This window comes from Catenulispora acidiphila DSM 44928 (genome assembly GCF_000024025.1).
GTDB classification, from domain to species: Bacteria; Actinomycetota; Actinomycetes; order Streptomycetales; family Catenulisporaceae; genus Catenulispora; species Catenulispora acidiphila.
Window position 1 is genome coordinate 8,271,212 of the sequence record NC_013131.1, and the last position, 25,576, is coordinate 8,296,787.

The 25,576-nt window shown below is 69.4% G+C and carries 24 protein-coding genes; 12 read left to right on the forward strand and 12 right to left on the reverse strand.

All coding sequences use genetic code 11. The features are described 5' to 3' along the window. Nucleotides 1–107 precede the first annotated feature (107 nt). The 5 genes from dnaE (at nucleotide 108) to CACI_RS35230 (ending at nucleotide 6,086) form a co-directional block, all read left to right on the forward strand. Nucleotides 108–3,677, forward strand: a complete 3,570-nt coding sequence (gene dnaE / locus CACI_RS35210; protein WP_015795668.1) for a DNA polymerase III subunit alpha — start codon at nucleotides 108–110, stop codon at nucleotides 3,675–3,677. A gap of 2 nt (nucleotides 3,678–3,679) precedes the next feature. Next, the gene (locus tag CACI_RS35215; RefSeq protein ID WP_015795669.1) at nucleotides 3,680–4,294 is read left to right on the forward strand and encodes a nitroreductase family protein; all 615 of its coding nucleotides are present in this window, start codon (nucleotides 3,680–3,682) and stop codon (nucleotides 4,292–4,294) included. A 63-nt stretch (nucleotides 4,295–4,357) separates the two neighbouring features. Beyond that, nucleotides 4,358–5,179, forward strand: a complete 822-nt coding sequence (locus CACI_RS35220; protein WP_015795670.1) for an inositol monophosphatase family protein — start codon at nucleotides 4,358–4,360, stop codon at nucleotides 5,177–5,179. 59 nt (nucleotides 5,180–5,238) lie between these two features. Next, a complete protein-coding gene (locus tag CACI_RS35225; protein WP_015795671.1) occupies nucleotides 5,239–5,556 on the forward strand; it encodes an ArsR/SmtB family transcription factor in 318 nt (105 codons plus the stop codon). Further along, the gene (locus CACI_RS35230; RefSeq protein WP_015795672.1) at nucleotides 5,553–6,086 is read left to right on the forward strand and encodes an SRPBCC domain-containing protein; all 534 of its coding nucleotides are present in this window, start codon (nucleotides 5,553–5,555) and stop codon (nucleotides 6,084–6,086) included. The genes CACI_RS35225 and CACI_RS35230 overlap by 4 nt, the downstream gene beginning before the upstream one ends. Nucleotides 6,087–6,301: 215 nt before the next feature. Here the strand turns inward: CACI_RS35230 and CACI_RS35235 are convergent, their stop codons facing one another. Next, nucleotides 6,302–7,765 (reverse strand): class II fumarate hydratase, encoded by a 1,464-nt coding sequence (locus CACI_RS35235; protein ID WP_015795673.1) that lies wholly within the window; start codon nucleotides 7,763–7,765, stop codon nucleotides 6,302–6,304. 111 nt (nucleotides 7,766–7,876) lie between these two features. On the opposite strand from CACI_RS35235, the gene CACI_RS35240 reads away from it, so the two are divergent. Then, complete coding sequence (locus tag CACI_RS35240) at nucleotides 7,877–8,533, forward strand: Bax inhibitor-1/YccA family protein (protein WP_015795674.1); 657 nt, start codon at nucleotides 7,877–7,879, stop codon at nucleotides 8,531–8,533. On the opposite strand, the gene CACI_RS35245 is transcribed toward CACI_RS35240, so the two are convergent. The 3 genes from CACI_RS35245 to CACI_RS35255 all read right to left on the reverse strand — a co-directional run bounded on the left by CACI_RS35245 (nucleotide 8,499) and on the right by CACI_RS35255 (nucleotide 11,544). Further along, entirely contained in the window at nucleotides 8,499–9,797 is a 1,299-nt protein-coding gene (locus CACI_RS35245; RefSeq protein WP_015795675.1) for an MFS transporter, read from the reverse strand. The genes CACI_RS35240 and CACI_RS35245 overlap by 35 nt on opposite strands. Further along, nucleotides 9,794–10,336, reverse strand: coding sequence for an ArsR/SmtB family transcription factor (locus CACI_RS35250; protein ID WP_015795676.1), 543 nt, complete (start codon nucleotides 10,334–10,336; stop codon nucleotides 9,794–9,796). The genes CACI_RS35245 and CACI_RS35250 overlap by 4 nt, the downstream gene beginning before the upstream one ends. 65 nt (nucleotides 10,337–10,401) lie before the next feature. Further along, nucleotides 10,402–11,544 carry an LCP family protein gene (locus tag CACI_RS35255; RefSeq protein ID WP_223297344.1) on the reverse strand — a complete coding sequence of 381 codons (1,143 nt, stop codon included), beginning with the start codon at nucleotides 11,542–11,544 and terminating at the stop codon, nucleotides 10,402–10,404. Nucleotides 11,545–11,771: 227 nt separating this feature from the next. Between CACI_RS35255 and CACI_RS35260 the strand changes: the two genes are divergently transcribed. Continuing rightward, the gene (locus CACI_RS35260) at nucleotides 11,772–12,644 is read left to right on the forward strand and encodes a DUF1003 domain-containing protein (RefSeq protein ID WP_190276669.1); all 873 of its coding nucleotides are present in this window, start codon (nucleotides 11,772–11,774) and stop codon (nucleotides 12,642–12,644) included. Here CACI_RS35260 and CACI_RS35265 read toward each other — a convergent pair. From CACI_RS35265 to CACI_RS35275, 3 genes are all read right to left on the reverse strand, one after another. Further along, nucleotides 12,641–13,381: a hypothetical protein gene (locus CACI_RS35265; RefSeq protein ID WP_223297345.1), complete on the reverse strand. Its 741-nt coding sequence runs from the start codon at nucleotides 13,379–13,381 to the stop codon at nucleotides 12,641–12,643. The two genes, CACI_RS35260 and CACI_RS35265, sit on opposite strands and share 4 nt — an antisense overlap. 125 nt (nucleotides 13,382–13,506) lie before the next feature. Beyond that, nucleotides 13,507–14,391 carry an RNA polymerase sigma-70 factor gene (locus CACI_RS35270; RefSeq protein WP_015795680.1) on the reverse strand — a complete coding sequence of 295 codons (885 nt, stop codon included), beginning with the start codon at nucleotides 14,389–14,391 and terminating at the stop codon, nucleotides 13,507–13,509. Further along, a complete protein-coding gene (locus CACI_RS35275; RefSeq protein WP_015795681.1) occupies nucleotides 14,388–15,617 on the reverse strand; it encodes an NAD(P)/FAD-dependent oxidoreductase in 1,230 nt (409 codons plus the stop codon). Before CACI_RS35275 ends, CACI_RS35270 begins: the two co-directional genes overlap by 4 nt. Nucleotides 15,618–15,761: 144 nt before the next feature. On the opposite strand from CACI_RS35275, the gene CACI_RS35280 reads away from it, so the two are divergent. Both CACI_RS35280 and CACI_RS35285 read left to right on the forward strand, forming a co-directional pair. Further along, nucleotides 15,762–16,181, forward strand: a complete 420-nt coding sequence (locus CACI_RS35280; RefSeq protein ID WP_015795682.1) for an SRPBCC family protein — start codon at nucleotides 15,762–15,764, stop codon at nucleotides 16,179–16,181. Continuing rightward, nucleotides 16,181–16,699, forward strand: coding sequence for a MarR family winged helix-turn-helix transcriptional regulator (locus CACI_RS35285; RefSeq protein ID WP_015795683.1), 519 nt, complete (start codon nucleotides 16,181–16,183; stop codon nucleotides 16,697–16,699). Before CACI_RS35280 ends, CACI_RS35285 begins: the two co-directional genes overlap by 1 nt. A gap of 57 nt (nucleotides 16,700–16,756) precedes the next feature. On the opposite strand, the gene CACI_RS35290 is transcribed toward CACI_RS35285, so the two are convergent. The 5 genes from CACI_RS35290 to CACI_RS35310 all read right to left on the reverse strand — a co-directional run bounded on the left by CACI_RS35290 (nucleotide 16,757) and on the right by CACI_RS35310 (nucleotide 22,421). Further along, nucleotides 16,757–17,335: a TetR family transcriptional regulator gene (locus CACI_RS35290; RefSeq protein ID WP_015795684.1), complete on the reverse strand. Its 579-nt coding sequence runs from the start codon at nucleotides 17,333–17,335 to the stop codon at nucleotides 16,757–16,759. Nucleotides 17,336–17,360: 25 nt separating this feature from the next. Continuing rightward, a complete protein-coding gene (gene abc-f / locus CACI_RS35295; protein WP_015795685.1) occupies nucleotides 17,361–18,986 on the reverse strand; it encodes a ribosomal protection-like ABC-F family protein in 1,626 nt (541 codons plus the stop codon). 226 nt (nucleotides 18,987–19,212) lie between these two features. Beyond that, nucleotides 19,213–19,986: an alpha/beta hydrolase gene (locus tag CACI_RS35300; RefSeq protein ID WP_015795686.1), complete on the reverse strand. Its 774-nt coding sequence runs from the start codon at nucleotides 19,984–19,986 to the stop codon at nucleotides 19,213–19,215. A gap of 129 nt (nucleotides 19,987–20,115) precedes the next feature. Continuing rightward, a complete protein-coding gene (locus CACI_RS35305) occupies nucleotides 20,116–20,697 on the reverse strand; it encodes a hypothetical protein (RefSeq protein WP_015795687.1) in 582 nt (193 codons plus the stop codon). 56 nt (nucleotides 20,698–20,753) lie between these two features. Next, nucleotides 20,754–22,421: a tannase/feruloyl esterase family alpha/beta hydrolase gene (locus CACI_RS35310; RefSeq protein WP_015795688.1), complete on the reverse strand. Its 1,668-nt coding sequence runs from the start codon at nucleotides 22,419–22,421 to the stop codon at nucleotides 20,754–20,756. Nucleotides 22,422–22,631: 210 nt separating this feature from the next. On the opposite strand from CACI_RS35310, the gene CACI_RS35315 reads away from it, so the two are divergent. The 3 genes from CACI_RS35315 to CACI_RS35325 all read left to right on the forward strand — a co-directional run bounded on the left by CACI_RS35315 (nucleotide 22,632) and on the right by CACI_RS35325 (nucleotide 25,555). Beyond that, nucleotides 22,632–23,483 (forward strand): alpha/beta fold hydrolase, encoded by an 852-nt coding sequence (locus CACI_RS35315; RefSeq protein WP_015795689.1) that lies wholly within the window; start codon nucleotides 22,632–22,634, stop codon nucleotides 23,481–23,483. A 14-nt stretch (nucleotides 23,484–23,497) separates the two neighbouring features. Next, the gene (locus CACI_RS35320; RefSeq protein WP_015795690.1) at nucleotides 23,498–23,944 is read left to right on the forward strand and encodes a VOC family protein; all 447 of its coding nucleotides are present in this window, start codon (nucleotides 23,498–23,500) and stop codon (nucleotides 23,942–23,944) included. A 165-nt stretch (nucleotides 23,945–24,109) separates the two neighbouring features. Further along, entirely contained in the window at nucleotides 24,110–25,555 is a 1,446-nt protein-coding gene (locus tag CACI_RS35325) for a dihydrolipoyl dehydrogenase family protein (protein ID WP_015795691.1), read from the forward strand. The last annotated feature ends 21 nt before the right edge of the window (nucleotides 25,556–25,576 follow it).

The window sequence follows — 25,576 nt, forward strand, 5'->3', positions numbered from 1 at the left end:
CTCCTTACCTGGGGCGGACCGAAAACCCGCTTCGAACCGAACATTGGATCAAGTAAATCTCGTAGACTTCGGGAGCCGCGCCCGCCCCACCCGCAGGAGGATCCCCTGTGTCCGATTCCTTCGTCCACCTGCACGTTCACACCGAGTATTCGATGCTCGACGGTGCGGCACGACTGAAGGACATGTTCAAGCATGCCTCCTCGTTGGGCATGCCGGCGGTGGCGATGACCGACCACGGGAACATGCACGGCGCGGCCGACTTCACCAAGCAGGCGATGGCCGCGGGCATCAAGCCGATCCTCGGCATCGAGGCCTACGTGGCGCCGGAATCGCGCTACAACGCCAAGCCGGTCCGCTGGGGTCAGCCGCACCAAAAATCCGACGACGTCTCCGGTGGCGGACTCTACGGGCACGCCACCATCTGGGCCCAGAACGTCACCGGTCTGCAGAACCTCACCAAGCTCTCCTCCCGCGCCTTCACCGAGGGCTTCGCGCGCAAGTACCCGCGCATGGACGCCGAGCTCATGGCGGAGCACTCCGCCGGTCTGATGGCCACCACCGGCTGCCCCTCGGGCTTCGTGCAGACCCGGCTGCGCCTGGGGCACTTCGACGAGGCGCTGGCCGCCGCCGGGCAGTACCAGGAGATCTTCGGCAAGGAGAACTTCTACCTGGAGCTGATGGACCACGGTCTGGACATCGAGACCCGGGTCCGCGAAGGGCTGCTGGACATCGGGCGCAAGCTCAACATCCCGCCGGTGGTCACCAACGACTCGCACTACACCTACCGCGAAGAGTCCGCCGCGCACGACGCGCTGCTGTGCATCCAGACCGCCTCGAACATCGCCGACCCCGACCGCTTCCGGTTCGGCGGCGACGGCTACTACCTGAAGAGCGCCGACGAGATGCGGGCGATCAACACCGACGACATCTGGCAGGAGGGCTGCCGGAACACTCTGGCGATCGCGGAGAAGGTGAACCCGGAGGGGATGTTCGCCTACCGGAACCTCATGCCGCGGCTGGAGGCGCCGGACGGGCTGACCGAGGACCAGTGGTTCCGCAAGCTCGCCTACGACGGCCTGAACAAGCGGTTCCCGGCCGGCGTCCCGGACGAGAAGGTCTACCACGCCCGCCTGGAGTTCGAGCTCGACGTCATCTTGTCGATGGGCTTCCCCTCCTACTTCATCGTGGTCGCGGACTTCATCAACTGGGCCAAGGACAACGGCATCGCCGTGGGTCCGGGCCGCGGTTCGGCCGCGGGGTCGCTGGTCGCCTGGTCCCTGGGCATCACCGACGTCGACCCGATCCCGTTCGACCTGCTCTTCGAGCGGTTCCTGAACCCCGACCGCGTCACCCCGCCCGACATCGACATCGACTTCGACGACCGCCGCCGCTCGGACGTGATCCGGTACGTCACCGAGAAGTACGGCGAGGACAAGGTCGCGATGATCGCCACCTTCGGCCGGATCAAGGCCAAGGCGGCGATCAAGGACTCCAGCCGGATCCTGGGCTACCCGTTCGCGATGGGCGACCGCATCACCAAGGCGATGCCGCCGGACGTGATGGGCAAGTCGATGCCGCTGTCCGGGGTGTTCGACAGCAACCACCCGCGCTACGGCGAGGCCGGCGAGATCCGCGGGATGTACGAGCAGGACGCGGACGTCAAGAAGGTCATCGACACCGGCCGCGGCGTGGAGGGCCTGATCCGCCAGCCCGGCGTGCACGCCGCCGGCGTCATCATCTCCCCGGAGACGATCACCGACCACGTGCCGGTCATGATGCGCCCCGCCGACGGCGTCATCATCACGCAGTTCGACTATCCGACCTGCGAGGAAATCGGCCTGATCAAGATGGACTTCCTGGGTCTCAGGAACCTGACGATCATCACCGACGCGCTGAACAACGTGGAGACCACCACCGGCAAGCGGCTCAACACGCTGGAGTTCCCGCTCGACGACCCGCTGACCTACGAGCTGCTGTGCAAGGGCGACACCCTCGGGGTGTTCCAGCTCGACGGCGGGCCGCTGCGCTCGCTGCTGCGGCAGATGCGCCCGGACAACTTCGAAGACGTCTCGGCCATCATCGCCCTGTACCGCCCCGGGCCCATGGGCGCGAACTCGCACATCAACTACGCCGAGCGCAAGAACAACCGGCAGCCGATCACGCCGATCCACCCGGAGCTGGAGGCGCCGCTGAAGGAAGTCCTCGGCGTCAGCTACGGCCTGATCATCTACCAGGAGCAGGTGATGGCGGCCGCGCGAGTGCTCGCCGGCTACTCCCTGGCCCAAGCGGACCTGCTGCGCCGGGCGATGGGCAAGAAGAAGAAGGAAGTCCTCGACAAGGAGTACGTGGGCTTCGAGAAGGGCATGGCCGACAACGGGTATTCGGCCCAGGCCACCAAGGCGGTCTGGGACGTCCTGGTCCCGTTCGCCGACTACGCGTTCAACAAGTCGCACTCGGTCGCCTACGGCTTCATCGCCTACCAGACCGCGTATCTCAAGGCGCACTATCCGGCCGAGTACATGGCCGCGCTGCTCACCTCGACGGCGACCGACAAGGACCGCTCGGCGATCTACCTGGGCGAGTGCCGCCGCATGGGCATCAAGGTGCTGCCCCCCGACGTCAACGACTCGCTGCACCAGTTCACCCCGGTCGGCACCGACATCCGCTTCGGGCTCGGCGCGATCCGCAACGTCGGGGAGAACGTGGTCACCTCGATCATCGCCACCCGCAAGGCCAAGGGCCGGTTCACCTCCTTCAACGACTTCCTGGCCAAGGTGGACCTGCCGGTCTGCAACAAGCGGACCATCGAATCGCTGATCAAGGCCGGCGCCTTCGACTCCCTGGGACACTCCCGCCGCGGGCTGATCGAGCAGCACGAGCGCGCGATCGACTCGGTGGTGGACGTCAAGAAGCAGGAGGCGCTGGGCCAGGACTCGCTGTTCGGCTCGCTGATGGACGGCGGGCAGGAGGCCATCACCGGCGGGATCGAGCTGGCCTTCTCCGACATCGAGTGGGACAAGAAGGTGCTGCTGGGCTTCGAGCGGGAGATGCTGGGGCTCTACGTCTCGGACCATCCGCTCTCCGGCGTGGAGAACCTGCTGGCGTCCAAGGCGGACTGCTCGATCGCCTCGCTCACCGGGGAGAACGACCGCGCGGACGGCTCGATCGTGACCATCGCCGGGCTGGTCGCCGGGCTCGCCCGCAAGGTCACCAAGCAGGGCAACACCTGGGCCGCGGCGTCCGTCGAGGACCTCGAGGGCGGCATCGAGACGATGTTCTTCCCGCAGACCTACCAGCTGTACTCCACGCAGCTGGCCGAGGACGCGGTGGTCGTGGTGAAGGGCCGGCTGGACAAGCGCGACGAGGTGCCCAAGCTGATCGCGATGGAGGTCGCGGTCCTGGACATCTCGACCGCCGGCAGCAGCGCTCCGGTGGTGCTGCACGTCTCCGAGTCCCGGGTGATCCCGGCGACCGTGGAGCGGCTCAAGCGGATCCTCACCCGCCATCCGGGCACCACCCCGGTGCGCATGCACCTCAAGAGCCGGGATGAGAAGGTGATCCGGTACCAGCTCGGCGACAACCTGCGGGTGGCCAACTCCCCGGCGCTGAGCTCCGATCTCAAGGTGCTGCTGGGCGCTGGCTGCTTCGGCGCCGACCCCTCGCAGGCGGCGGAGTGAGCATGGAATTCCAAGATGTGATCCGCAAGCGGAAGATGGTCCGGGCGTTCACGACCGAGCCCATCGCGCCGGAGGTGAGCGAGCGCCTGCTGCGCGCGGCGAACCGCGCGCCGTCCGCGGGCTTCTCGCAGGGCTACGCGATGCTCGTGCTGGAGTCCGCCGAGGACCGTACCGCCTTCTGGGAGGCGATGGATCCCGAGGGCGAGTACGAGGGCACCGCGCTGCGCAACGCCCAGATGATCGTGATCCCCTGCTCCAACAAGGAGATCTACATCGACCGGTACGCCCGCCCCGACAAGGGCTGGACGGACCGGGACGAGGCCCGCTGGCCGGTGCCCTTCTGGCACATCGACACCGGCATGCTGACGATGCTGCTGCTGCTCGCGGTGGTCGAGGAGGACCTCGGCGCGCTGTACTTCGGGATCCCGCCGGAGTCGATCGGCAACGTGCGCGCCGAGTTCGGCATCCCGGCGGAGTTCACGCCGATCGGCGCGGTCGCCATCGGGCATCCGGACCCCGACCGGGACGCCCGGCAGAAGACGTCGCGCAAGACCATCAAGCGGCGGACGGTCGAGGACATCACGCACCGCGGGCGTTGGCACACCGACGCGGAGTGACGGGGAGGCGGTGCGGATGTCCGTGGCCGGAAGCCGCTTGCGGCGGTCTGCGACAGTGAGACTGTGATTTCCTTCGCTGAGCTGGCCGAAGTAGAAGACATCATCCGTTCCGTCAACGAGAAGACGGTCCTGCCGCGCTTCCGGGCCCTGCGCGACTCCGACGTCGTCATGAAGGGCCCGAACGACCCGGTCACCGTCGCCGACCGCGAAGCCGAGGACCAGCTGCGCGAGCGCCTCACGGCGTTCCTGCCCGGCTCGGTCGTGGTCGGCGAGGAGGCGGTGTCCGAGGACGCCTCGGTGCTCGCGGCGCTCACCGGCAGCGCACCGGTGTGGATCGTCGACCCGATCGACGGCACCCGCAACTTCGTCGCCGGCTCGGGACGCTTCTCGACGCTGGTGGCGCTGTCCGTCGGCGGCGTGCTGCTCGCTTCCTGGACGTACGCGCCGGTTCTGGGCCGCATCGGTACGGCGCTGGCCGGTCACGGCGCCCAGGTGGACGGCGTGCCGGTCCGGGTGGCAGCGGCTCCGGCTGACGGCACGCCGACGCTACCGGTCACCACCAGCCACCCGGTCTGGTGGCCGAACGGCTACGGCCGCGGCGTGGACGCGATGCGCGCGGCGGATCTGGACGTGCGCTACTTCGACGCGTGCGGCATCGAATACCTCGACCTGGCCGCCGGATCGCGCTCAGCGATGGTGATCACATGGGAGTTCTGCTGGGACCACGCCGCCGGGCTGCTGCTGGTCGCCGAGGCGGGCGGCCACGTCGCGGCGCTGGACGGCGCGCCGGTGCGGCTGGAGGGCGGCAACGTGCTGCCGTTCGTCGCCTCCACGGACCAGGCGACGACGGATCGGATACGGACGCTCATCGTGGAGTCGAAGTAGAGACCCGGACCAGCATATATTCCTTGACAGGTATATAACCATAGAGGCACACTCGTTTTATGACCGTGGCCGCAGCCTTCCAAGCCCTCGGCGAACCCCGCCGCCTGGCCATCGTCGAACTGCTCCGCGAAGGCGAGAAATCCGTCGGCGAGCTCTCCGAGCGCCTCGACGCGAGCCAGCCGGCCGTCTCCAAGCACCTGCGCGCCCTCCGCGAAGCCGGACTGGTCGACGTACGCCCCGACGCACAGCACCGCTTCTACCGCCTACGCCCCGAACCACTCGCCGAGCTCGACGACTGGCTGGCGCCGTACCGGTGGCTGTGGACCAGGAGCATGGACCGGCTGGAAGCCCATCTCGAAGACCGGAGGAAGCCATGAACGACGCCAAGAACGACGTATCGAACGACGCATCGCTGACGACCGGAGGGACGCAGGGCGCCGCGATCCGTCTAGAGCGCGCACTGCCCGACCCGCCGAGCGTGGTGTGGCAAGCCCTGACCGAGCCCGAGCAGCTCAAGGCATGGTTCCCCTGCGAGGTGACCGTCGCCGACGGAATCTGGAAGCCCGGCGCCGCCATCAGCTTCCTGTTCGGACCCGAGGCCGACAACCTGACCATGCAGGGCGAGGTACTAGAGGCGCGCGAGCCGGAATCCCTGGCCTTCACCTGGGGCGAGGAGACACTGCGCTTCACCCTGACCGCGCAGGGCACCGGCACCCTGCTGGTCTTGATCGACGAGCTGCGCCCCGGCATCGCCGCGCGCAATGCAGCGGGCTGGGAATCCTGCTTGGACCTGCTGGCCACCGGCACGCGAGACAAGGACGCCTGGCAGCCGCGGTTCGAGCACTACAGCGCGATGTTCTCGCAAGCGCTCGGCGAGCAGGAGGGTCCGCCGGCCGGTATGGAGTGAGGCTGGGCTTGTGACTTGTGGCTTGCGGCTCTTGATCTAGAGCAGATCACCGCCCCAACCCCAGCCCGATCCGCCAAGGCAGGGACGCCAGAGGCCATCAACACCCTGCGCGGAGCTGTAAGAAAACGCCTTTCAACCACGCACACAACCGCCGCCGAAACGCCTACACGGCACCGCGCCCAAAACGCCCGAGCCCGACTCGCGCACCCGCCCGCTCAGCCAGCCCCGCCCCGCCCCGTCATCGCCCGAGGATCCACGATCCGGTCGAACTCCTCCGCCGTCAGCCATCCGCTCGCCACCGCCGCCTCGCGCAGGGTCGTGCCCTCGGCGTCGGCGGTGTGCGCGATCTGCGCGGCGCGGTCGTAGCCGATCTCCGGGGTCAGGGCGGTCACCAGCATCAGGGAGCGGCCCAGGTCGTGGTCGATGCGCTCGCGGTCGAGTTCGACGCCTTCGATGCAGAAGACGCGCAGGTTGCGGGTGGCGTCGGTGAGGATCTGGGCGGAGTGGAGGAAGGAGGAGGCGATCAGGGGGCGCATGGTGTTGAGTTCGAAGTTGCCCATGGCGGCGGCGGTGGCCAGGGCGGTGTCGTCGGCGAGGATTCTCAGGCAGACCATCATCGTGGCTTCGCACTGCGTCGGGTTGACCTTGCCCGGCATGATCGAGCTGCCTGGTTCGTTCTCCGGGAGGCGCAGTTCGCCGAGGCCGTTGCGCGGGCCCGAGCCCAGGAAGCGGATGTCGTTGGCGATCTTCAGCAGGGGGACGGCCACGCCGCGCAGGCCCGCCGAGGCCGCGACCATCGCCTCGGCGCCGGCCAGGGCGGCGAACTTGTTGGGTGCGGTGACGAAGGGGTGGCCGGTCAGTTCGGCGAGTTCGGCGGCGAAGCGCTCGGCGAATCCGGGCGGGGCGTTCAGGCCGGTGCCGACGGCGGTCCCGCCCGCGGCCAGCTCGTAGAGCCCGGGCAGCGCCGACTCCAGGCGGTCGGTCGCGGCGGCGATCTGCGCGGCGTAGCCGGACCACTCCTGGCCGACGGTGAGCGGGACGGCGTCCTGCAGGTGCGTGCGGCCGGTCTTGGGGATGTCGGCCCACTCCCGCGCCTTGGCGTCCAGCGCCGTGTGCAGTTTCCGCAGCTCGGGCAGCACGTGGTTCTGCAGCGCCAGCACCGCCGCGACGTGGGTCGCGGTCGGGAAACTGTCGTTGGAGGACTGCGCGAGGTTGACGTGGTCGTTGGGGTGGACCGGCGCCTTGCTGCCGAGCGTGCCTCCCGCCAGCTGGATCGCGCGGTTGCTGATGACCTCGTTGACGTTCATGTTGGTCTGCGTGCCGGAGCCGGTCTGCCAGACGTAGAGCGGGAAGTGCTCGTCGAGGTCGCCGGCGATCACCTCGGCGGCGACCCGGGCGATCAGATCGGCCATCCAGCGCGGCAGCCGCCCGGCCTCGCCGTTGACCAGCGCGGCGGCCATCTTGACGTATCCGTAGGCGTGGTGGATCCCCGGTGGCATGTGATCGTCGCCGACTGTGAAATGCTCCAGCGAGCGTTGGGTCTGCGCGCCCCAGTACCTGTCAGCCGGGACGTCGACGGCGCCCATCGCGTCGGTCTCGCGCCGGATCCCGCCGGCGTCGATGCCGACAGGGAGGTCGAGGATCTCAGGAGGGGTCTGCCCCTGCTCCGGGTTCGTCATGCGACCTCCAGTCGGGAACGCCAGAATGCCGATGCAGTAACGCTAACGGCCCAGCCCTGACTGTGCCTTCCGGAAGTACTCAACACCCCCGACCGGGGGTAGGAGGTGACCGTGTACGACACGACAACAGCCCGCCGGGGCTACGGGATCTCGACGAACACCCTGTTCGCGCGCACCATGGCCTTCGTGGCCGGGACCGCGGCCCTGTTCGCGCTCGGCGCCTACACCGGCCGCAACCTGAACCACGGCGCGGGCTTCATCGGCTTCATCGCCGCCTTCGCCTGCCTGATCGCGATGCGCTTCACCGCCGCGCGCTCCCCGCAGGCCACCGTCCTGCTGCTCGGCGCGTTCGGGCTGCTCATGGGCATCGCGATGGCGCCGACCCTGGTCTACTACGCGACGACCAACCCGACCGCCCTGTGGCAGGCCGGCGCCGCCACCGCGCTGTTCATCGGCGCGCTCGGCTCAGCGGGCTACGCCACCGAGCGCGACCTGTCCGGGGTGGCCCGCGCCAGCTTCTGGGCGCTGGTGGCTCTGCTGATCTTCGGCGTCGTCGCGATCTTCGTCCGCATCCCGCACGCCTCAGTGATCTACAGCGTCGCCGGGCTGGTGATCTTCGCCGGGTTCACGCTCGTGGACTTCCAGCGCCTGCGCCGGGTCCAGAACATCGCCTCGGCGCCGCTCCTGGCCGCCTCGATCTTCCTGGACATCCTCAACGTGTTCCTGTTCTTCCTCAGCCTGTTCGGCGGAGGCGGCCGCCGGAACTGACCAAGGGACGAACCTGATGCCCCGCCGTCGGCAGATCCCGCACCGAACGCATCGGCGACAGCAACAGCACCAGTCCCGCCGCCGGAACACCGGCCGTAGCGATCCACATCGCGCTCGGCACGCCCACCAGCGTGCCGAGCACCCCGCCGAGCAGCGCCCCGAGCGGAAGCGTCCCGTAGTTGACGAACGAGGCGCTGGCGTTCACGCGGCCGAGCAGATGCGGCGGACAATACGCCTGGAAGAAGCCGGATTTGATGACGTTGCCCGCGACCACCCCGGCCGAGACGCAGAACGCCCCCACGAGGTAGCAAAGCGTCCCGAATCCCTTCGTGGTCAAAGCGATCAGCATCGCGGGCACCGCCAACCCGACCTCGAACAGCAGCGTGGTACGCGCCGTGCCGACCCGTCCGGCGACCCGCCGCACCAGGAACGCACCGCACACCCCGCCAGAACTCGCCGCCGCGACCAGCAGACCCACGCCACCCGCGCTGAGCCCGACATCGCGGATCAGAAACACCGGCAGGATCGACTGATACGCCATCAACGCCAAGTTCGACACCGCGCCGAACACCGTGAGCGTCCTGATCCACGGATCCCGCGCGACCAGCCGCAGTCCGTCGGCGATCTCCCGCCGCATCACCCGCTCAGCCGGCTCCACCGGGCGCGCCTCGCGAATGCGGATCGACGCCAGACAGAACACTGACACGACGAACGTCGAGGCGTTGACGAACATGACGTCGAGCCCGCCGAGCGCCTGCGTGAACAACCCGCCGCCGCTGCGCCCGACGATCTGCGCGGCCGAGGCGCTGCCGTGGAGTTTCGCGTTGCCCTCGGCCAGATCCTCGGGCGCGACCAACGTCGGCAGGTAGGCACGGTAGGCGGTCTGGTAGAACACCGACGCGGCGCCGACCAGCAGCGTGACGGCGAAGAGGTATCCGATGCCGACGCCGCCGCTGCCACCACCGACCAGCGGAACACTCGCCAGCAACACCCCCGACACCACCGCCGAGCACAGCATCACCGGACGGTGCCGCGTCCGGTCCACCCACACCCCGACCGGCAGCGCGATGACCAGCCACGGAAGCCACGCAGCCATGCTCAGCAGGCTCACCGCGAACGTCCCGGCGTGCAGGGTCGCGATCGCCACCAACGGCACGCCGACGCTCGTCACCGACGTACCGAACTGGTCGGCAACGTCGCCTATGTAGAAGCGACGGAAGTCGGCGTGGCGAAGGAGCAGGCTGGTGGCGGCAGTCCGCCTCACTTCCGCGGGAAGGACTGGATCTGGACCGACACCGGCGCACCATCAGGATCCTGCGGCTCCGAGACGTACCGATCGACGACCGCGAACAGATCCCGATTGAGAGCGGCGAGCCGATCCGGGGCGAGCTGCAGGTCCTGCCAATCCGAAAGCGTGGCAGCGCTCTGCCACTCCTCACTCCAGTCCTCGGCGACATACCGCTCGGCCCGCTCGAAGCACTGCCGCACGATCGTTCCGAGATAGATGCTCAGTGCCCGCTCCCCCGGCATGTCCGCGGGATCGAGCACCTGCCGCTCCTCCACCGCGTGCCACCATCGCTCCCGCTTGGTGCCGCGCTCGACGTCCTCCTCGATGAAGCCGTGCTCGGCCAGCAGGCGCAGATGCCAGCTGAGCGTGCCGGTGCTCTCGCCGAGGCGGTCGGCGAGGGTTGTCGAGGTCGCGGGGCCGTCGGCTTTGAGGACGTCCAGGATGTCCATGCGTAGCGGATGAGCCAGGGCACGGAGGGAACGGACGTCCATACGGCGTATCGGCTTTGCGGGCATGCCTTCACCGTACTCTTGCAGAGGAGACTCTGCAAAGGATTCTCGGGAAGGCGCCCGCGCGGGCGTCAGTTCACGCAGGCGATGCCGTTCTTGGTCGTGGCGTCGGAACCAGAACCAGACTTCGGCGCCGCCGTCGTCGCCAGCGCCGTCGCCGCCGAGGCAGCCTGCACGACCGACGTCGGATGCGTGCCGCTCCCGCCGCTGCTTCCACCGGACGTGGCGTCGGAGAAGTACTCCTTCATCGCCGCCTGCACCTTCGCCGGATCGATCAGGTTCACGTCCTCGCCGTCCCGCGTCGCGAAGCCCTCGATGGGCAGCGTGTGGAACTGGATGCGCCCGGCCTTCAGGCTGCCGGCCTTGGAGATCAGCGACAGCACGTCGAAGCTGTCGTCGACCACGACGTCCCGCTTCACCGCGTCGACCAGGTCCGAGAGCTTGCCGACGTCCGACAGCACGCCGTCGGCGGACAGCTTGCGCTGCACCGCGGACAGGAACGCCTGCTGTCGCCGGGTCCGGTCCAGGTCGCCGCCGGGCAGGCCGTGGCGCTGCCGGACGAAGGCCAGCGCGTTCGAGCCGTCCAGGGTCTGCACGCCGGCGGGGAAGGCGGCGCCGGAGTAGTCGTCCTGGACCGGCTTGTTCAGGCACACCGTCACGCCGCCGAGGGCGACCGCGACGTCGTAGAAGCCTGCCAGGTTGACCTCGGCGAAGTGGTCGATCGGGACGTTCAGCAAGCCCTGCACGGCGGCGATCGACGCGGCGCGCCCGGCCTCGCGGCCCGCGGCCTCCAGCGCGTCGCCGGTCGGACCGCGGCCGGCCTTGACCAGCGCGGTCTCCTGCGCCGCCTTGGCCCGGCCGTACGCCTCCTTGATCTTGTGCCAGCCCAGGTTCGGGATGTCGACCCAGTCGTCGCGCGGGACCGACACCGCGGTGGCCGGCGAGCCGTCGGCCGGGACGTGCAGCAGGATCAGGGTGTTGGTGTTGTAGCCGCCGATGTCGCTGGAGGAGCCGGCGTGCAGCTTGCTCAGGATCGCCGCCGGCAGGTCGTGGCCGTGGTTGTCCCGCCGGGAGTCCAGGCCCATCAGCAGGATGTTGACCGAGCCGTCGTGCGACTTCGGGATGGTCCCGCCGAGCGCGGCCGAGCGCTGGAAGCCGCCGAGCACCGCCGCTCGCAGCCACGCTCCGGTCAGGCTGATCAGCAGCACCGACATCGACATCGTCGAGGCCGCCGCCCACAGCCAGCGCGAGCGCCGGCTCCGGCGGATCGGCGGCCGGGACCGCGGTCGCGGCCCGGGTCGGTGGCCGTGCGGTCCGGCGGCGTGCGGCGTTCCCGCTGATGGTTGGTGCACACGTCCAGCAAACCGCGTGAGGCCGCGTCCGCCGGAGGCGACACGCCATGACGCACTATTTGACAAGCTTGGCGCTACTTTATGCCTCTGTGAGCCTTTACACCTCCATGCGCCATCCGCACGTCCACATGCGGCTCCGGCACGGCCACGCACGCGTCGAGCACGAGTTCGCCGGCGCCGGCGGCCGCCTCGCGGCGTGGATCACCCGCCGCCTGGGCTCGATGTGGACGGTCTACGTCTGCGTGGCGCTCACGATGGCGTGGATACTCCTGGGCTCGCGGACATTCCTCGGCTTCGACCCGTACCCGTACCCGTTCATGCTGTTCCTGGGCAACATGGCGCAGCTGCTCCTGATCTTCGTCATCCTCCTCGGCCAGCAGGTCCTCGGCCGCACCGGCGACCGCCGCGCCATCCAGACCTTCGAGGACGCCGAAGCGATCCTGCACGACTGCGAACAGATCCAGAACCACCTGATCGCCCAGGACGCGCACCTGGCCGCCTGCGTCGTCCTCGACGAACTCGAGCAGTTCCAGCTCACCGCCGCCGCCGAACGCTTCACCACCCCGCCCACGATGGCCGACGAGCACATCAGCGCCAACGCCCGCCTGGCAGCCCGCATCACAGCACGCTGCGGCACCATGAGCGCCTTCTACATCGCGGCGGCATTCCAGATGGTGTGGATCGTCCTGGCGCAAACCGGCGTCCTGCGCTTCGACAAGTACCCGTTCGCCTTCCTGCTGTTCCTGTCGAGCCTGGCGCAGCTGCTGCTGATGTTCGTGATCATGCTCGGCCAGCAGGTCCTCGGCCGCGCCGCCGACCGCCGCGCGGAGATGACGTTCCGCGACGCCGAGGCGGTACTGCGCGCCTGCGAGCGACTGCAGGCGCACCTACGGGCTCAGGACCTTGCGATCCGGCATGTGGTGGACCACATGACGACGTGCGGGAGCGCCGAGCACCGCTAGATGACGCCACCCGCCACGAGACCGCCGACCAGCAACAACGTCCCGGCGGTCAGCAGATTGGCACCCCGATCGATCCACGGCGCGGTCAGCAGCCGCGCCCCGGCTGCGGTAGCCGTGGTCAACCCGGCGATCGTGGCAACCGTGACCGCCGCGAACGCGATCAGCGAACCGATCGAGGCAACCACCCCGACCGCCCCGGCAGCCAGGAAGACCGGCAGGATCGTGAGATCCGGCGAAGCCGCCGCCCCGAAGGGGACAAGGAACGCGGCCAAGCTGCGGGCGTCCCGGCGGCCGTGATCATGCGCGCGACCGTGGTCGTGCGCGTGACCGCGGTCGTGGTCATGTACGTGCCCGTGATCATGCCCGTGATCCCGCGCATGCCCATGATCATGCGTGTGCTGATGCCCGTCGCCGCCACCGTGCCCATGACCCCGCCCCGCAACCTCCATGACCACGAACACCACCCCGGTGACCAGCAGAATCCCGCCGATCACCCCATCAGTGTGCCGCGAAACCGTCCCCCGGAACTGCAACCCGACCACCACGAGCACAGCACCCAACACCAACGACACCAGAACATGCGTAACCCCAGCAGCCAGCGACAAGCGCACCGTCCGCCGCGTCGAGTAACGCCGCGTCCGCGACAGCACCGCGAGCGGCATCCAATGGTCGGGCATGACCGCATGGCCGAACCCGACTCCCCCAGCAGCGAGCATCAGCGCGGGAAGCGTCTTCACCCGCCCCAATATAGCTTCCCATCTTCGCATTGACGAATATGAGCAACCATTGCAAAGCCCTTTCACCTGCGAACTTCTCGCAGGTGAGAGCTACTGGCGGCGCGGCGAGGCAGCAGCAGCTCGGCTCACCGCCAAGCCACCTCCGTCTCCCCGCCGACCCGCGTCAGCTTCTCCGGATTCAGCACGTAGTACATCCCGGCGATCCGGTCGTCCTCGACGTGCAGGGCCATGATGCCGTCGACTTCGCCGTCCACGCGGACCAGGAGGCCCGGGTTGCCGTTGACGTCGGTCAGCTCGGTGGTGACCGTGACGCCGGACTTGCGGATGCCGCCGAGCACGTAGCGGATCACCTTCGCCGCGCCGGTGACGGGTCGGAGGCCGGCGCGCTTGATGCCGCCGCCGTCGCCGATCAGGACCGCTTGTGGCGCGAGGACGTCCATCAGGGCCTGGACGTCCTGTGTCTCCAGTGCGCGCTGGAACGCGGCCACCGCGGCCTGGGCCGTGCGCTGGGTGGCGGTGGTGCGGGGGCGGCGGGCGTCGACGTGCTGGCGGGCGCGGTGGGCGATCTGGCGGACGGCTGCCGGGGTCTTGCCGACGGCCTCCGCGATCTCGTCGTAGCCGACGTCGAAGGCTTCGCGCAGGACGAAGACCGCGCGCTCGGTCGGCGAGAGGGTCTCCAGCACCAGCATCAGCGCGATCGACAGGTTCTCGGCGACCTCGACGTGTTCCGCCACGTCGGGGGCGGTGAGCAGCGGCTCGGGCAGCCAGGTGCCGACGTAGGCCTCGCGCCGCCGCTTCATCGTGCGCAGCCGGTTCAGCGCCTGGCGGGTGGTGATGCGGATCAGGTAGGCGCGCTCGTCGCGCACCTGCTCCAGATCCACCTCCACCCACCGCAGCCACGTCTCCTGCAGCACGTCCTCGGCGTCGGCGGCCGAGCCCAGGATCTCGTAGGCGACGGTGAACAGCAGGTTGCGAAGCCCGACGAAGGTGTCGGTGGCGGCCGGGTTCATCGGGACGTCAGCACCTTCCCGTGCAGCGCCTCCACCTTCGCCCGCCGCTGGGCGTCCTTGCTCCACCACGTGTGCTTCCCCGGCTTGCGTCCCTCGGTCTTCAGCTGCCAGACCGTGCCCTTGCAGATGAACTCCTTGATCCGTCCGCCGAACCTGCCGCCAATGTACATCGACCTCGGGCTGTCGTCCTTGTGCAGAACCTGGAAGATGCCCACACTGCGCCCCAGGCTGACGCACAGCCCGACGAAGCCCACGTCGATCTCCGCCGGGTCGCGGCCGGCGAGCCGCGCCAGAACCGTCTCGGCGGCCTGCGGACCGAGCTGGACCGCCGACTGGCAGCCCATCCGCAGCGGCATGCCCGACGGCGCCGCCGAGTCCCCGGCTGCGATGATCCGCACGTCGTCCACGCTGGTCAACGTCTCGTCGGTGAGCAGGCGCCCGGCGGCGTCGGTGCTCAGGCCGCTGCGAAGGGCCAGGTCCGGCACGCTGAACCCGGCGGCCCAGACGGTCAGCGCGCTCGCCAGCTCGCGACCGTCGGCCAGCCGCACGCCGTCCCGCTCGACCGCGGTCACCATCGACCCGGGACCGTCGATGACGGTCACACCGAGCTTCACGAGCTTGCGGGCGACGAACGCGCGCCCCTTCTCATGCAGCGACGGACCGAGCGCGCCGCCGGTCACCAGCGTCACCGCGCGACCCTGCTCGGCCAGCTCAGCGGCGGTCTCGATACCTGCGGGACCGGCGCCGACGACCGTCACGGCGAAGGACTTCGGCAGGTCTTCGAGCGCCGCCTTCAGCCGCCTCGCGTGTTCCATCGTCGCGATCGGATAGCCGAACTCTGCGACGCCGGGCACGTCCGCGCCGGTGGCGGAGCTGCCGACGGCGTAGACGAGGTAGTCGTAGCGCAGCGTGCTGCCGGCGGCCAGCGCCACGGAGCGGTCCGCCGCGTCGATCCGGGTCACCGAGTCGACCAGCAGGCTGACGCGCGGACTCAGGACCTTGGCATAGTCGGCGACCGCGGCGTGCGTCCCGGCGACCAGCTGATGCAACCGGATGCGCTCTACGAATTCCGGACGTGGGTTGACCAGCGTGACGGTGACGTCTTCCCGCTGGGTGAGCCGGTTGGCAGCCATGACGCCGGCGTAGCCTCCGCCGATCACGACGACCTCGGTGATGCCGGTGGCGGTTCCCATGGGGGTTCCGCCAGGGGTAGCGCTGGTGTTCATCGTTTTCTCCCTCTCTCATTCGTCGCCCCCAGGACACCGGGCAGCCGATCCCTGTGACGGAATGTGACCCAGATCACCCTCGACAAGATAGCCTGCGCGCAGATAGTCTGTGCACAGAGGAAGTCGCACCAGGAGGGAAACACCATGTGGGACTACGAATTCAGCGCCACCGCCGAGGTCACTCCGCACGCCGTCTGGACGCTGTGGGCCGACCCGCTGGGCTGGCACGCCTGGAACGACGGCGTCGGCGAGGTCGAGCTGCACGGCCCGTTCGCCGCCGGCACCGCCTTCACGATGACGCCGCCCGGCGAGGACACCATCCACATGACGATCACCGAGGTGGTCCCGAACCAGGCGTGGATCGACGTCTGCGAAGTCCCGGGCATGCTCATCACCACGCACCACCTGATCGAGGACCTCGGCGGCGGCCGCACGAAGGTCACCTACCGCACCGAGATCACCGGCGAGGCCGCCGACGAGGTCGGGCCCGAGATCGGACCGCAGATCTGCGCCGACTTCCCCGACGTGGTCACCAAGCTGCTGGCCGTCGCGGCGAGCGCCTGATGAGCGGCGGTGCGGGCGACGCCGGTCGGGAAAACGGCGCGGGCGGACGCGAGAACCGGGGCGGTCACAGCGGTTCGGGCGACACTGAGAACGCGCGCAGTGGCCCAGCCGACCAACCCGGCTTCCTCCTGTGGCGCGTCACCCTCCGCTGGCAGCGCGAGATCGCCGCGGTCCTCGCGCCGCTGGACCTCACCCACGTCCAGTTCGTCCTGCTCGCCTGCACCTTCTGGCTCAACGACCAGGGCCTCGCGCCGAACCAGGCGACCGTCGCCGAGCAGGCCGGCACCGACGTGAAGATGACCTCGCAGGTGATCCGCACCCTGGAGACCAAGGGCCTGATCACCCGCGAGGTCGACCCCGCCGACACCCGCGCGCGCCGTCTCCGGGTGACGAGGACCGGCGCCGAGCTCGCCCCGCGCGCCATGGCCGCAGTGGAGGCCGCCGACGCGGCGTTCTTCGATCCCGTCGCCCGCCCCGACGCCGTCGGCATGCTCAGCAAGCTCGCGCGCTTCGCGTAGCCCGAGCAGCCGACCAGCCAAGCCAGCCAGCCAGCCGAGCAGCCGAAACGAGAGAACTCAGCCGACCGCCGCAGGCTTCGTCAGCACCGCCGCGACCACCGCCCGCACGACCTCCCGCCGCTGGTCGCGGTCGGCGGCGTTCATCACCCGCATCACATCCGGGCTGGTGAACTCCCAGAAGGCGGCTATGTGCAACATCAGCGCGAACACCACGTCGGCCGGGAACCGGCTGCTGATCACGCCGTCGGCCAGCGCCCGGTCGATCAGCTCGACCCGCCGCCGCGAGTCCTTGGCCGCGATCTCGTTCCCCGCGGCGTCCCCGCGCTCCAGGCGCTGCCAGGTGATCAGCCGGGGCAGCTCGGGGTGCTCGGCGTAGATGTCGCACAGCATCACCGCGACGCCGGGCAGGTCCTCCACCTCCAGCGGCAGCCCGTCCACGATCTGCTCGACCAGATCGCTCCACACCGCGTCGAACAGCCCGGCCTTGTTGGTGAAGTAGTGGTAGATCTGCGCCTTGTTGGACTGTGCCGCGTCGGCGATCCGGTCGACCCGGGCTCCGGTGATGCCGTACGCGGCGAACTCGGCCCGGCCCGCCGCGATCAGACGCTGTCTGGTGGCTTCCGCGTCACGCTGCATGACCACCAGCCTAACGCACCATCAACTAACTATTTGGTTGATTTAGGGATCCTTCGCGGATCTCCAGCCGCCGGTCCACCCCGATCTCCGCCAGGAACCGCTCGTCGTGACTCACCACGATGAAGGCTCCCTGGTAGGCGTTCAGCGCGTTCTCCAGCTGCCCGACGCTGACCAGGTCCAGGTTGTTCGTCGGCTCGTCCAGCAACAGCAGGTGCGGCGCGGGCTCGGCGTACAACACGCAGGCCAGCGTCGCGCGCAGCCGCTCGCCGCCGGACAGCACCCGCACCGGCAGATGGATGCGCGCACCCCGGAACAGGAACCGCGCCAGCACGTTCAGCCGCTGCCCGTCCGCCAGCGACGGCGCGAACGCCGCGAAGTTCTCCGCGACGGTCTTGGCGTCATCCAGCAGGTCCAGCCGCTGCGACAGGTACGCCACGCGGCCGTCCGCGCGCCGCACCGTCCCGGCGTCCGGCTCCAGATCGCCGTGGATCAGCCGCATCAGCGTCGACTTGCCCGCGCCGTTCCCGCCGGACAGCGCGATCCGCTCCGGTCCCCGAATGGTCAGGTCGACACCGTCACCGGCGAAGATCTCGTTGTCCCCCAGCCGCTTGCGCAGCTGCTCCCCCACGAACAACGTCCGCCCCGCGGGTACCTGCGTATCCGGCAACTCCAGCGCGATGCTCTGATCGGCGCGCACCGCCTTGGCAGCCTGGTCAGCACGCTCCTTCGCCTCACCGACGCGGGAAGCATGCATCGTCTGCGCGCTGCCGGCAGTTTTCTCCGCGCCACGCTTCATGTTCCCGGCGAAGATCCTCGGCAGCCCGGCGTTCTTGAGGTTCTTCGCCGCAGTGCTGGCGCGCCGGTCAGCTCGCTCGCGCGCCTGCTGCATCTCCCGCTTCTCGCGCTTGAGCTCTTGCTCGGCGTTCCGCAGGTTGCGCTCCGCGTTTTCACGCTCGGCGGCGACCGCTTCCTCGTAGGCGCTGAAGTTCCCGCCATAGAACCGGATCTCTCCGGCGTCGAGCTCGGCGATGCGGTCCATCTGGTCCAGCAACTCGCGGTCGTGGCTGACCACCAGGACACAGCCGCGCTGACTGGCGATGACCTCATAGAGCTTGTGCCGCGCCCCGCCGTCCAGGTTGTTGGTCGGCTCGTCGAGCAGCAGCACGTCAGGGCTCTGGATCAGCAACGCGGCGAGCCCGAGCGAGACCACCTGCCCGCCGCTGAGCGCGCCGAGCGGCTGCCGCAGCGAGACGTGCCCGAGACCGAGCCGGTCCAGTTCGATCCGCGCGCGGTCCTCGACGTCCCAGTCGTCGCCGATGGTGGTGAAGTGCCGCTCGTCGGTGTCGCCGGACTCGATGGCGTCCAGCGCCGCGATGACGTCGGCGACGCCCAACACCTCGGCGACCGTGCGCCCGGCGGTCAGCGGCAGGTCCTGCGGGAGGTAGCCGAGGACGCCCTCGACCGTGACCGAACCGGCGGACGGCGCCAGCGCGCCGCTGATCAGGCGGAGCAGGGTGGACTTGCCGGCGCCGTTGGGGGCGACCAGGCCGATGCGTCCGGCCTCGAGGCTGAAGCTGAGGTCGTGGAAGACCGGGGTGTCGTCGGGCCAGGTGAAGGACAAGCCGGAGACGACGACAGAGGACTGTGACATGAGAGTGCCCTTGAAAAGGAGGAGGACAGAAGAAGGTGACGGCGAAACGGCGCCGAGTCGCGGATCAAGAGTGATCAGAACGCGCTCGGGAGCCCGGACATCTCAGTGCGAGATGTCGTCGTCGCTCAGCATGTCGAACTCCTTTTTCACCGATGCCCAAGCACCGTAACACGGGACCTACCTGCGAGCTCACCGATTTTTCGGTTGACAGCGGAGCGGCGATTTGTCAGAAGTCTGAGACGTTGTCCGCGAGCCAGGTGAGGACGTAGTCGGCGATGTCGCGCCAGCCACTGTCGAAGACCAGCGAGTGGCCTCTGTCGGCGAACTGCTTCAGGTCGGTGACGGCGGTGGAGTCGCTGTAGAGCTTGTAGGTGGCGCGCGTGACGGCGTCCGTCACCATCCGGTCTTCCTGCCCGGAGACCAGCAGCAGTGGTCCGCGCGCCGTGTTGTCCGTGTTGACGGCGAGTTCGCCCTCGGTCAGCAGGCGGTGCGGCGCGGGCAGCGCGTAGCGCTCGTAGAGCTTCCCCGCTTCCTGCTCGCCGACGGTGTTCGCGACGAGGGACCGGAACTGCTGGCGCGGCATCGGGACGAAGCCGTTGTCCTCGACAGAAGCGCTGAAAAGCTTGCTGGACATACGATTCGACTCGGCGTCGGGCAGGACGAGACCGGTCGGCGGCTGCGGCGCGATCGCCACGGCTGCCTGGCCGATGCCGGCGCCGAGCAGCCGCTGGGCGATGAGGCCGCCGAGCGCGTGGCCGATGAGCACCGCCGGGGTGTCGCAGGATCGTGCGATCCGCTCGTAGTGCGCGAGCAGGTCGCCGATCCGGAGATCGCGGACCGGATCGAGGTTCCGGCGAGCCGCGGCCACGGTCGGTTCCTCGCCCGGCCAGCCTGGGACGTCCACCGCGTAGCCGTGTCTGGCGAACCTCTCTGCCCAAGCCTCCCAGCTCGACGCGTGCAGCCATGCGCCATGGATGAGGACTACAGGGGTGGTCTGCACAACAGAGCCTTCCGACAGTGGGCGGGCAGGGAGCGGGGGCAGGGCATGGCTGGGAAATCGGCTGCGGCACAAAGCGTTCGGGCCCCGCCCCCGTCCCGGGGCGGGCCCGAACCACACCGCGCGCCCGGCTCAGACCGGCTGAACCGTACCCCGGCGCGCCTTCCAGGCCAGCAGAGCGGCCTGGACGATGAAGAAGATCCCGCCGCCGGTGGCGTAGACGGACAGGACCGACAACGACGGCTTGTCCCCCGCGGCCTGCGCGTCGTAGAAGACGCCCACGACGAACGACAGCCCGCCGGCGATCAGCATCGGCCACTGCTTGCCCAGCTCCGGACCGCGGCGCCGCAGACCGACGGCGACCTGCGCCGCGCCGGAAAGGACAGCCCACGCCCCGAACGTGGCCAGCGCCGCCGCCGCACCGCTCGCCCCGCCGGCGATGCCGACGCCGATCGCGGCGAGCGTGCTCAGCACGCCGTTGAACGCCGTGACCCGGCGCTCCGGTCCGTCCGGACCCAGCCGGTAGTCGACCACGGAGGACACCGCGTCGAGCAGCGGATAGGCGATCAGCAGCGTGACCGCCGCCGCGCTGAGGGACTCGTGGGCCTTGTAGGCGTCCGCGAAGGCCGCGGCCCACGCCACCGCCAGCACGCCCCGCGTGAGGTACAGCCGTGTCAGGGGGCTGCGTCCGGCGTCCGCCGTCGTCGTACTCATGACCTTCTCCTTAGTGTTCGAGTTTCAGGCCGGCGTCGTCAGGCGTGCCGGTGTCGTCAGTTGTGCGACGGGTTCACGCAGCGGAAGCTGGCGGGGTTCGTCACGTCGCCGTGGCCGGAGTAGTGGGACACCATCGGGTAGCGGCAGACGTCGCGGTCGACGGTGCCGGTCGTGGTGGTGCCGGTGCTGGAGGTGGTGGCGGTCGGCAGCGTCGCGTGCAGGACGGCCGGCGCCTTGCCGTGCTCGACCCAGGTGGTCAGCGCGGTCATGTCGTCGACGCCGACGCCCTGCAGACCGCAGTGCGCCACGCCGGGAGCCAGGAACACCCGGTAGAAGTCGTCGACCTTCTTGGTGCCGCCCATCAGCGCGTCGACCCGCTGGCGGTAGTCGACGGTGCCCGCGGTCGGGATCAGCTGGTCGGAGTCGCCCTGCCAGGTGATGAGCTTGCCGCCGTTGTTGCGGAAGGCGGTCAGGTTCGGGTTGGAGGTGCCGATGACGCTGTCGTACTGGCTGCGCGCCTTCTGGAAGATCTGGTCGAACTGCGCGTAGGTCAGGTTCGCGGAGCTGAACGAGGGGTCCTTCTCCACGAAGTTGGCGACCCACTGCGCCGGCACGATGAACGGCGAGCCGGTGGTGACGCCGTCGGTGGTGCTGGACGCCGCCAGGTAGCTGAAGTCGGCGCCGACCGGCAGGCCGTACCAGAGCCGCTTGCCGTTGGTGTCGCGCGGACCGTCCCAGATCTTGCGGACCACGGCGGCGTCGGCGGCGCTGATGGTGACCGGCTTGCCGTCGCAGGTGATCGTGGTCCCGACCAGGCGGCGCGGGTCGTAGTCGCACGCGCCCGGGTCGCTGATCAGGCCGTCGACCGCGCCGTCGAGCTTGTCGCAGGACTTGAGCGCGGCGGCGTTGAAGGCGTTGAACTCACACAGGGTGGGATAGGTGTGCGTCTGGTTCATCACCACCTGCGGCCACAGGGTCGCGACCTCGAACTGGTTCCAGTTGATGCCGGGCGCGTCAGCGTTGATGCCGTTGTAGTCGCTCGGGTACTGCTGGGCTTCCATGTAGCCCTGGCGTCCGCCGGTGGAGCAGCCGTTGAAGTAGGAGTAGTTCGCGGCGTGGGTGTAGACGTCGGCCACGACCTGCTTGCCGACCAGGGTCATCTCGTGCACCGAGCGGGAGGCGAAGTCGGTCAGCGCCGCGGTGTTGATCTGGCCGTCGGCGCCGAGCGCCCAGCTGGAGTTCAAGCCGCTGCTGTCGACACCGGCGTCAGTCATGGCAGCGGCGTAGCCCTGCTTGACCGCGGTCGCCACGTTGCTGATCTGCCCGGCGGCATAAGCGGCGCCGCCGACGCCCTGGAAGCGGCCGTTCCAGCCGGTCTGCGGCAGCCAGACCTGCACCTTGGCGTGGTCGTTCGCGCCGGGGTGGGTCACGGTGACGGTCACTTCGCAGTGCGCCGGGACGTCGGCGACCGGGAAGCCGCCCAGCGGCGGGGTGCCGGGGACCTGGAAGGTGCCCGCCAGAACGCTGACTGCCGTCACTGACTCCACGACGGCACCAGAGGGCGCCGGGATCTGGAACGGGGAACAGGTGTAGCCCGTCGGGTGCGAAGCCGAGGCGGCAGCCGTCGCCGGCGCCGCCGCGAAGGCGCTCACCGGGACGTAGACAGCGGCACCCACCAGCGGCACCGCGGCCGCCGTGATCGTCAGAAGCCGTCGTCGTTTCATGGTTCTCCTCAGGTGGAAGGGGATGGCTCCCTCACTCTCGGGGACGTCCCGGCACCGGCACATCAGTCACGTGACGCTCAGTCTTTTCCGGGCTCGGAGCCGCCCTGACTGCCTCCGCGACTGGGAGTCAGATGACCGATGTCGCCGGCTGAGCCGCCGGGTGACAGTGAGGGCCGCACCACCCACACCAGCCCTCGAAAGGGAACTGCCATGTTCACGCTCCCCCATAGCCGCAAGCGTCGCCTCCTCGCCGGATCCACCGCGGTCGTCGGCGCGGCGGCCGCGCTCGGCGCGTTCGCGCTCACCGGTACCGCCGACGCCGCGTCCCGCCCGGCGTCCGCCGACCGCGCCCCGAAGCCGACGGTCGTCCTGGAGCACGGCGCGTTCGCGGACGCCTCGAGCTGGGACGGCGTCATCACCGACCTGCGCCGCGACGGCTATCCGGTGGTCGCCGCGGCGAACCCGCTGCGCGGTCCGGCCTCCGACGCCGCCACGCTGCGCGCCCTCATCGAGCACATCAAGGGCCCGGTCATCCTGGTCGGCCACTCCTACGGCGGCTCGGTCATCAGCGAGGCGGCCGTCGGCGAGAGCAACGTCAAGGCCCTGGTCTATGTCGCGGCGTTCCTGCCGGCGCCGGGCGAGAGCGCGCTGCAGCTGACGAACCAGTTCCCGGGCTCGACGCTGCCGGCCACGCTGGACCCGGTGCCGTTCACGAACGCCGACGGCAGCACCGGCACCGACCTGTACATCCAGCAGGACAAGTTCCCGCACCAGTTCGCCGCCGACGTGCCCGCGGCGCAGGCGGCGCTGATGGCCGAGACGCAGCGGCCGATCGCACAGTCCGCGCTGGAGGAGACGGCGACGGCCGCGGCGTGGAAGACCATTCCCAGCTGGGACGTCGTCACCACGCAGGACCTGAACATCCCGCCGGCGGCGCAGGAGTTCATGGCGCAGCGCGCACACGCGCACGTCACCAAGGTCGCCGCCTCGCACTCGGTCGCGGTGTCGCACCCCGGGGTGGTCACCGACGTCATCGAGCGCGCCGCCCGCGCGACCCGCTGAGGGAGGACTCACTCATGGATCTGAAGCTGGAAGTCGTCGTCGTGCCGGTGTCCGATGTGGACCGCGCGAAGGATTTCTATATAGAACAGCTGGGATTCCGCCTCGACGCGGACTTCCGGGTGGAGGACGGCTACCGGATCGTGCAGGCGACGCCTCCGGGTTCGGAGTGCTCGATCATCTTCGGGGACGGGATGACCCCGACGGCGCCCGGGACGTATCAGGGTCTGCACTTGATCGTCACCGACATCGAGGCGGCGCGTGCTGAGCTCTCGGCGCGCGGCGTCGCGGTCAGCGAGCCGTTCCGGGACGCCACCGGCGCGTTCCACCGCGCGGGCGCCGCCAAGCGCGTTCCGGGTCTGCACCCCGAGCGCCTGAGCTACGGGAGCTTCGCCTCGTTCGAGGACCCGGACGGGAACCAGTGGTTCCTGCAGGAGATCTCGCAGCGCGCTCCGGGGCGCTGAGCGGTCTCCCCTTGACCGCCGAGGGGGCGGTTCCTCCCCGTTCACACCGCCCCCTCGGCTGAGCTTTTCTGGTCATCCCCCTTCTCTCCTCCCTTCTTCCGCCTTTTCTGCCGCGCCTTCTGAGCCTTTCTGAACCTTCCCAAGAGCCGTTTCGGAGACAGAACCATGCCAGGCACCACCACCCGCACCTTCGACGTCATCGTGATCGGCGCCGGTCCGGTCGGCGAGAACGTCGCCGACCGGACCACCGCCGCCGGTCTGGACACCGTCATCGTCGAGGCGGAGCGCGTCGGCGGCGAGTGCTCGTATTGGGCGTGCGATCCGAGCAAGGCGCTGCTGCGGCCGGTGTTGCTGCACAGCGAGCTGCGGGGCACACCCGGACTCGAGAGCGCGGCGAATCAGACCCTTGATGCCGCAGCTGTCTTGAGGCACCGCAACACGATGGCGAGCGAGTGGGACGACGCGGGCCAGGTGGAGTGGCTGAACAAGGCCGGGATCAGCCTGATCCGCGGGCACGGCCGGCTCGCCGGTCCGAAGGAGGTGACCGTCACGACGCCGGAGGGCGACGTGCTGCTGCTGACGGCGCGGCACGCGGTGGCGGTGTGCACGGGGACGACCGCGGCACTGCCGCCGCTGCCCGGCCTTGAGGAACTGCGGCCGTGGACCAGCCGTGAGGCGACCAGCGCGAAAGAGGTTCCGGCGCGGCTGGCGATCCTCGGCGCGGGTGTCGTCGCGACTGAGATGGCTACGGCGTGGCAGGCACTGGGTTCGCAGGTGACGCTGATCGCGCGCGAGCCGGGTCTGCTGCCGCGCGTCGAGCAGTTCGCGGCGGATCTGGTCACCGAGCGGCTGCGTGAATCAGGGGTCGATATCCGCTTCGATTCGGGGATCGCCGGCGCTGTGCGCTCCCCCGATTCCGGCGACGTGCACATCACGCTGGTCGACGGCAGCGAGGTGGTCGTCGACGAGCTGTTGCTGGCGACCGGTCGCGCGCCGCGTACCGACGACCTGGGCATGGAGACTGTGGGACTGCGGGCCGGCGACTGGCTGGCGGTCGACGACCTGTTCACCGTCGAGGAGGTCGACGGCGAGTGGCTGTACGCGGTCGGGGACGTCAACCGGCGCGCGCTGTTCACGCACCAGGGCAAGTATCAGGCGCGGATCGCCGGGGCAGTGATCGCGGCGCGCGCGCATCGGCGTCCGCTGGACATCCGGCGCTGGAGCCGGTTCGTGGGCACGGCCGACCGGGTCGCGGTGCCGCAGGTGGTGTTCACCGATCCGGAGATCGCGGCCGTCGGGCTCACGACGGCCGAGGCCGAGCGGACCGGCCAGGTCGTGGACGTCGTGGACTACGAGATCGGGCAGGTCGCCGGCGCGGCGCTGCACACCGTCGGCTACCGCGGACACGCGCGGCTGCTGATCGACCCCCGGCGGCGCACTGTCGTCGGCGCGACGTTCGCCGGGGCGGGCGTCGCCGAGCTGCTGCACTCGGCGACGATCGCGATCACCGGCGAGATGCCCGTGGAGCGGTTGTGGCACGCGGTACCGGCGTTCCCGACCATCAGCGAGGTGTGGCTGCGGTTGTTGGAGACGTATCGGGACGCGATCTAGAGTCGGAGGGAACGTTCCGAG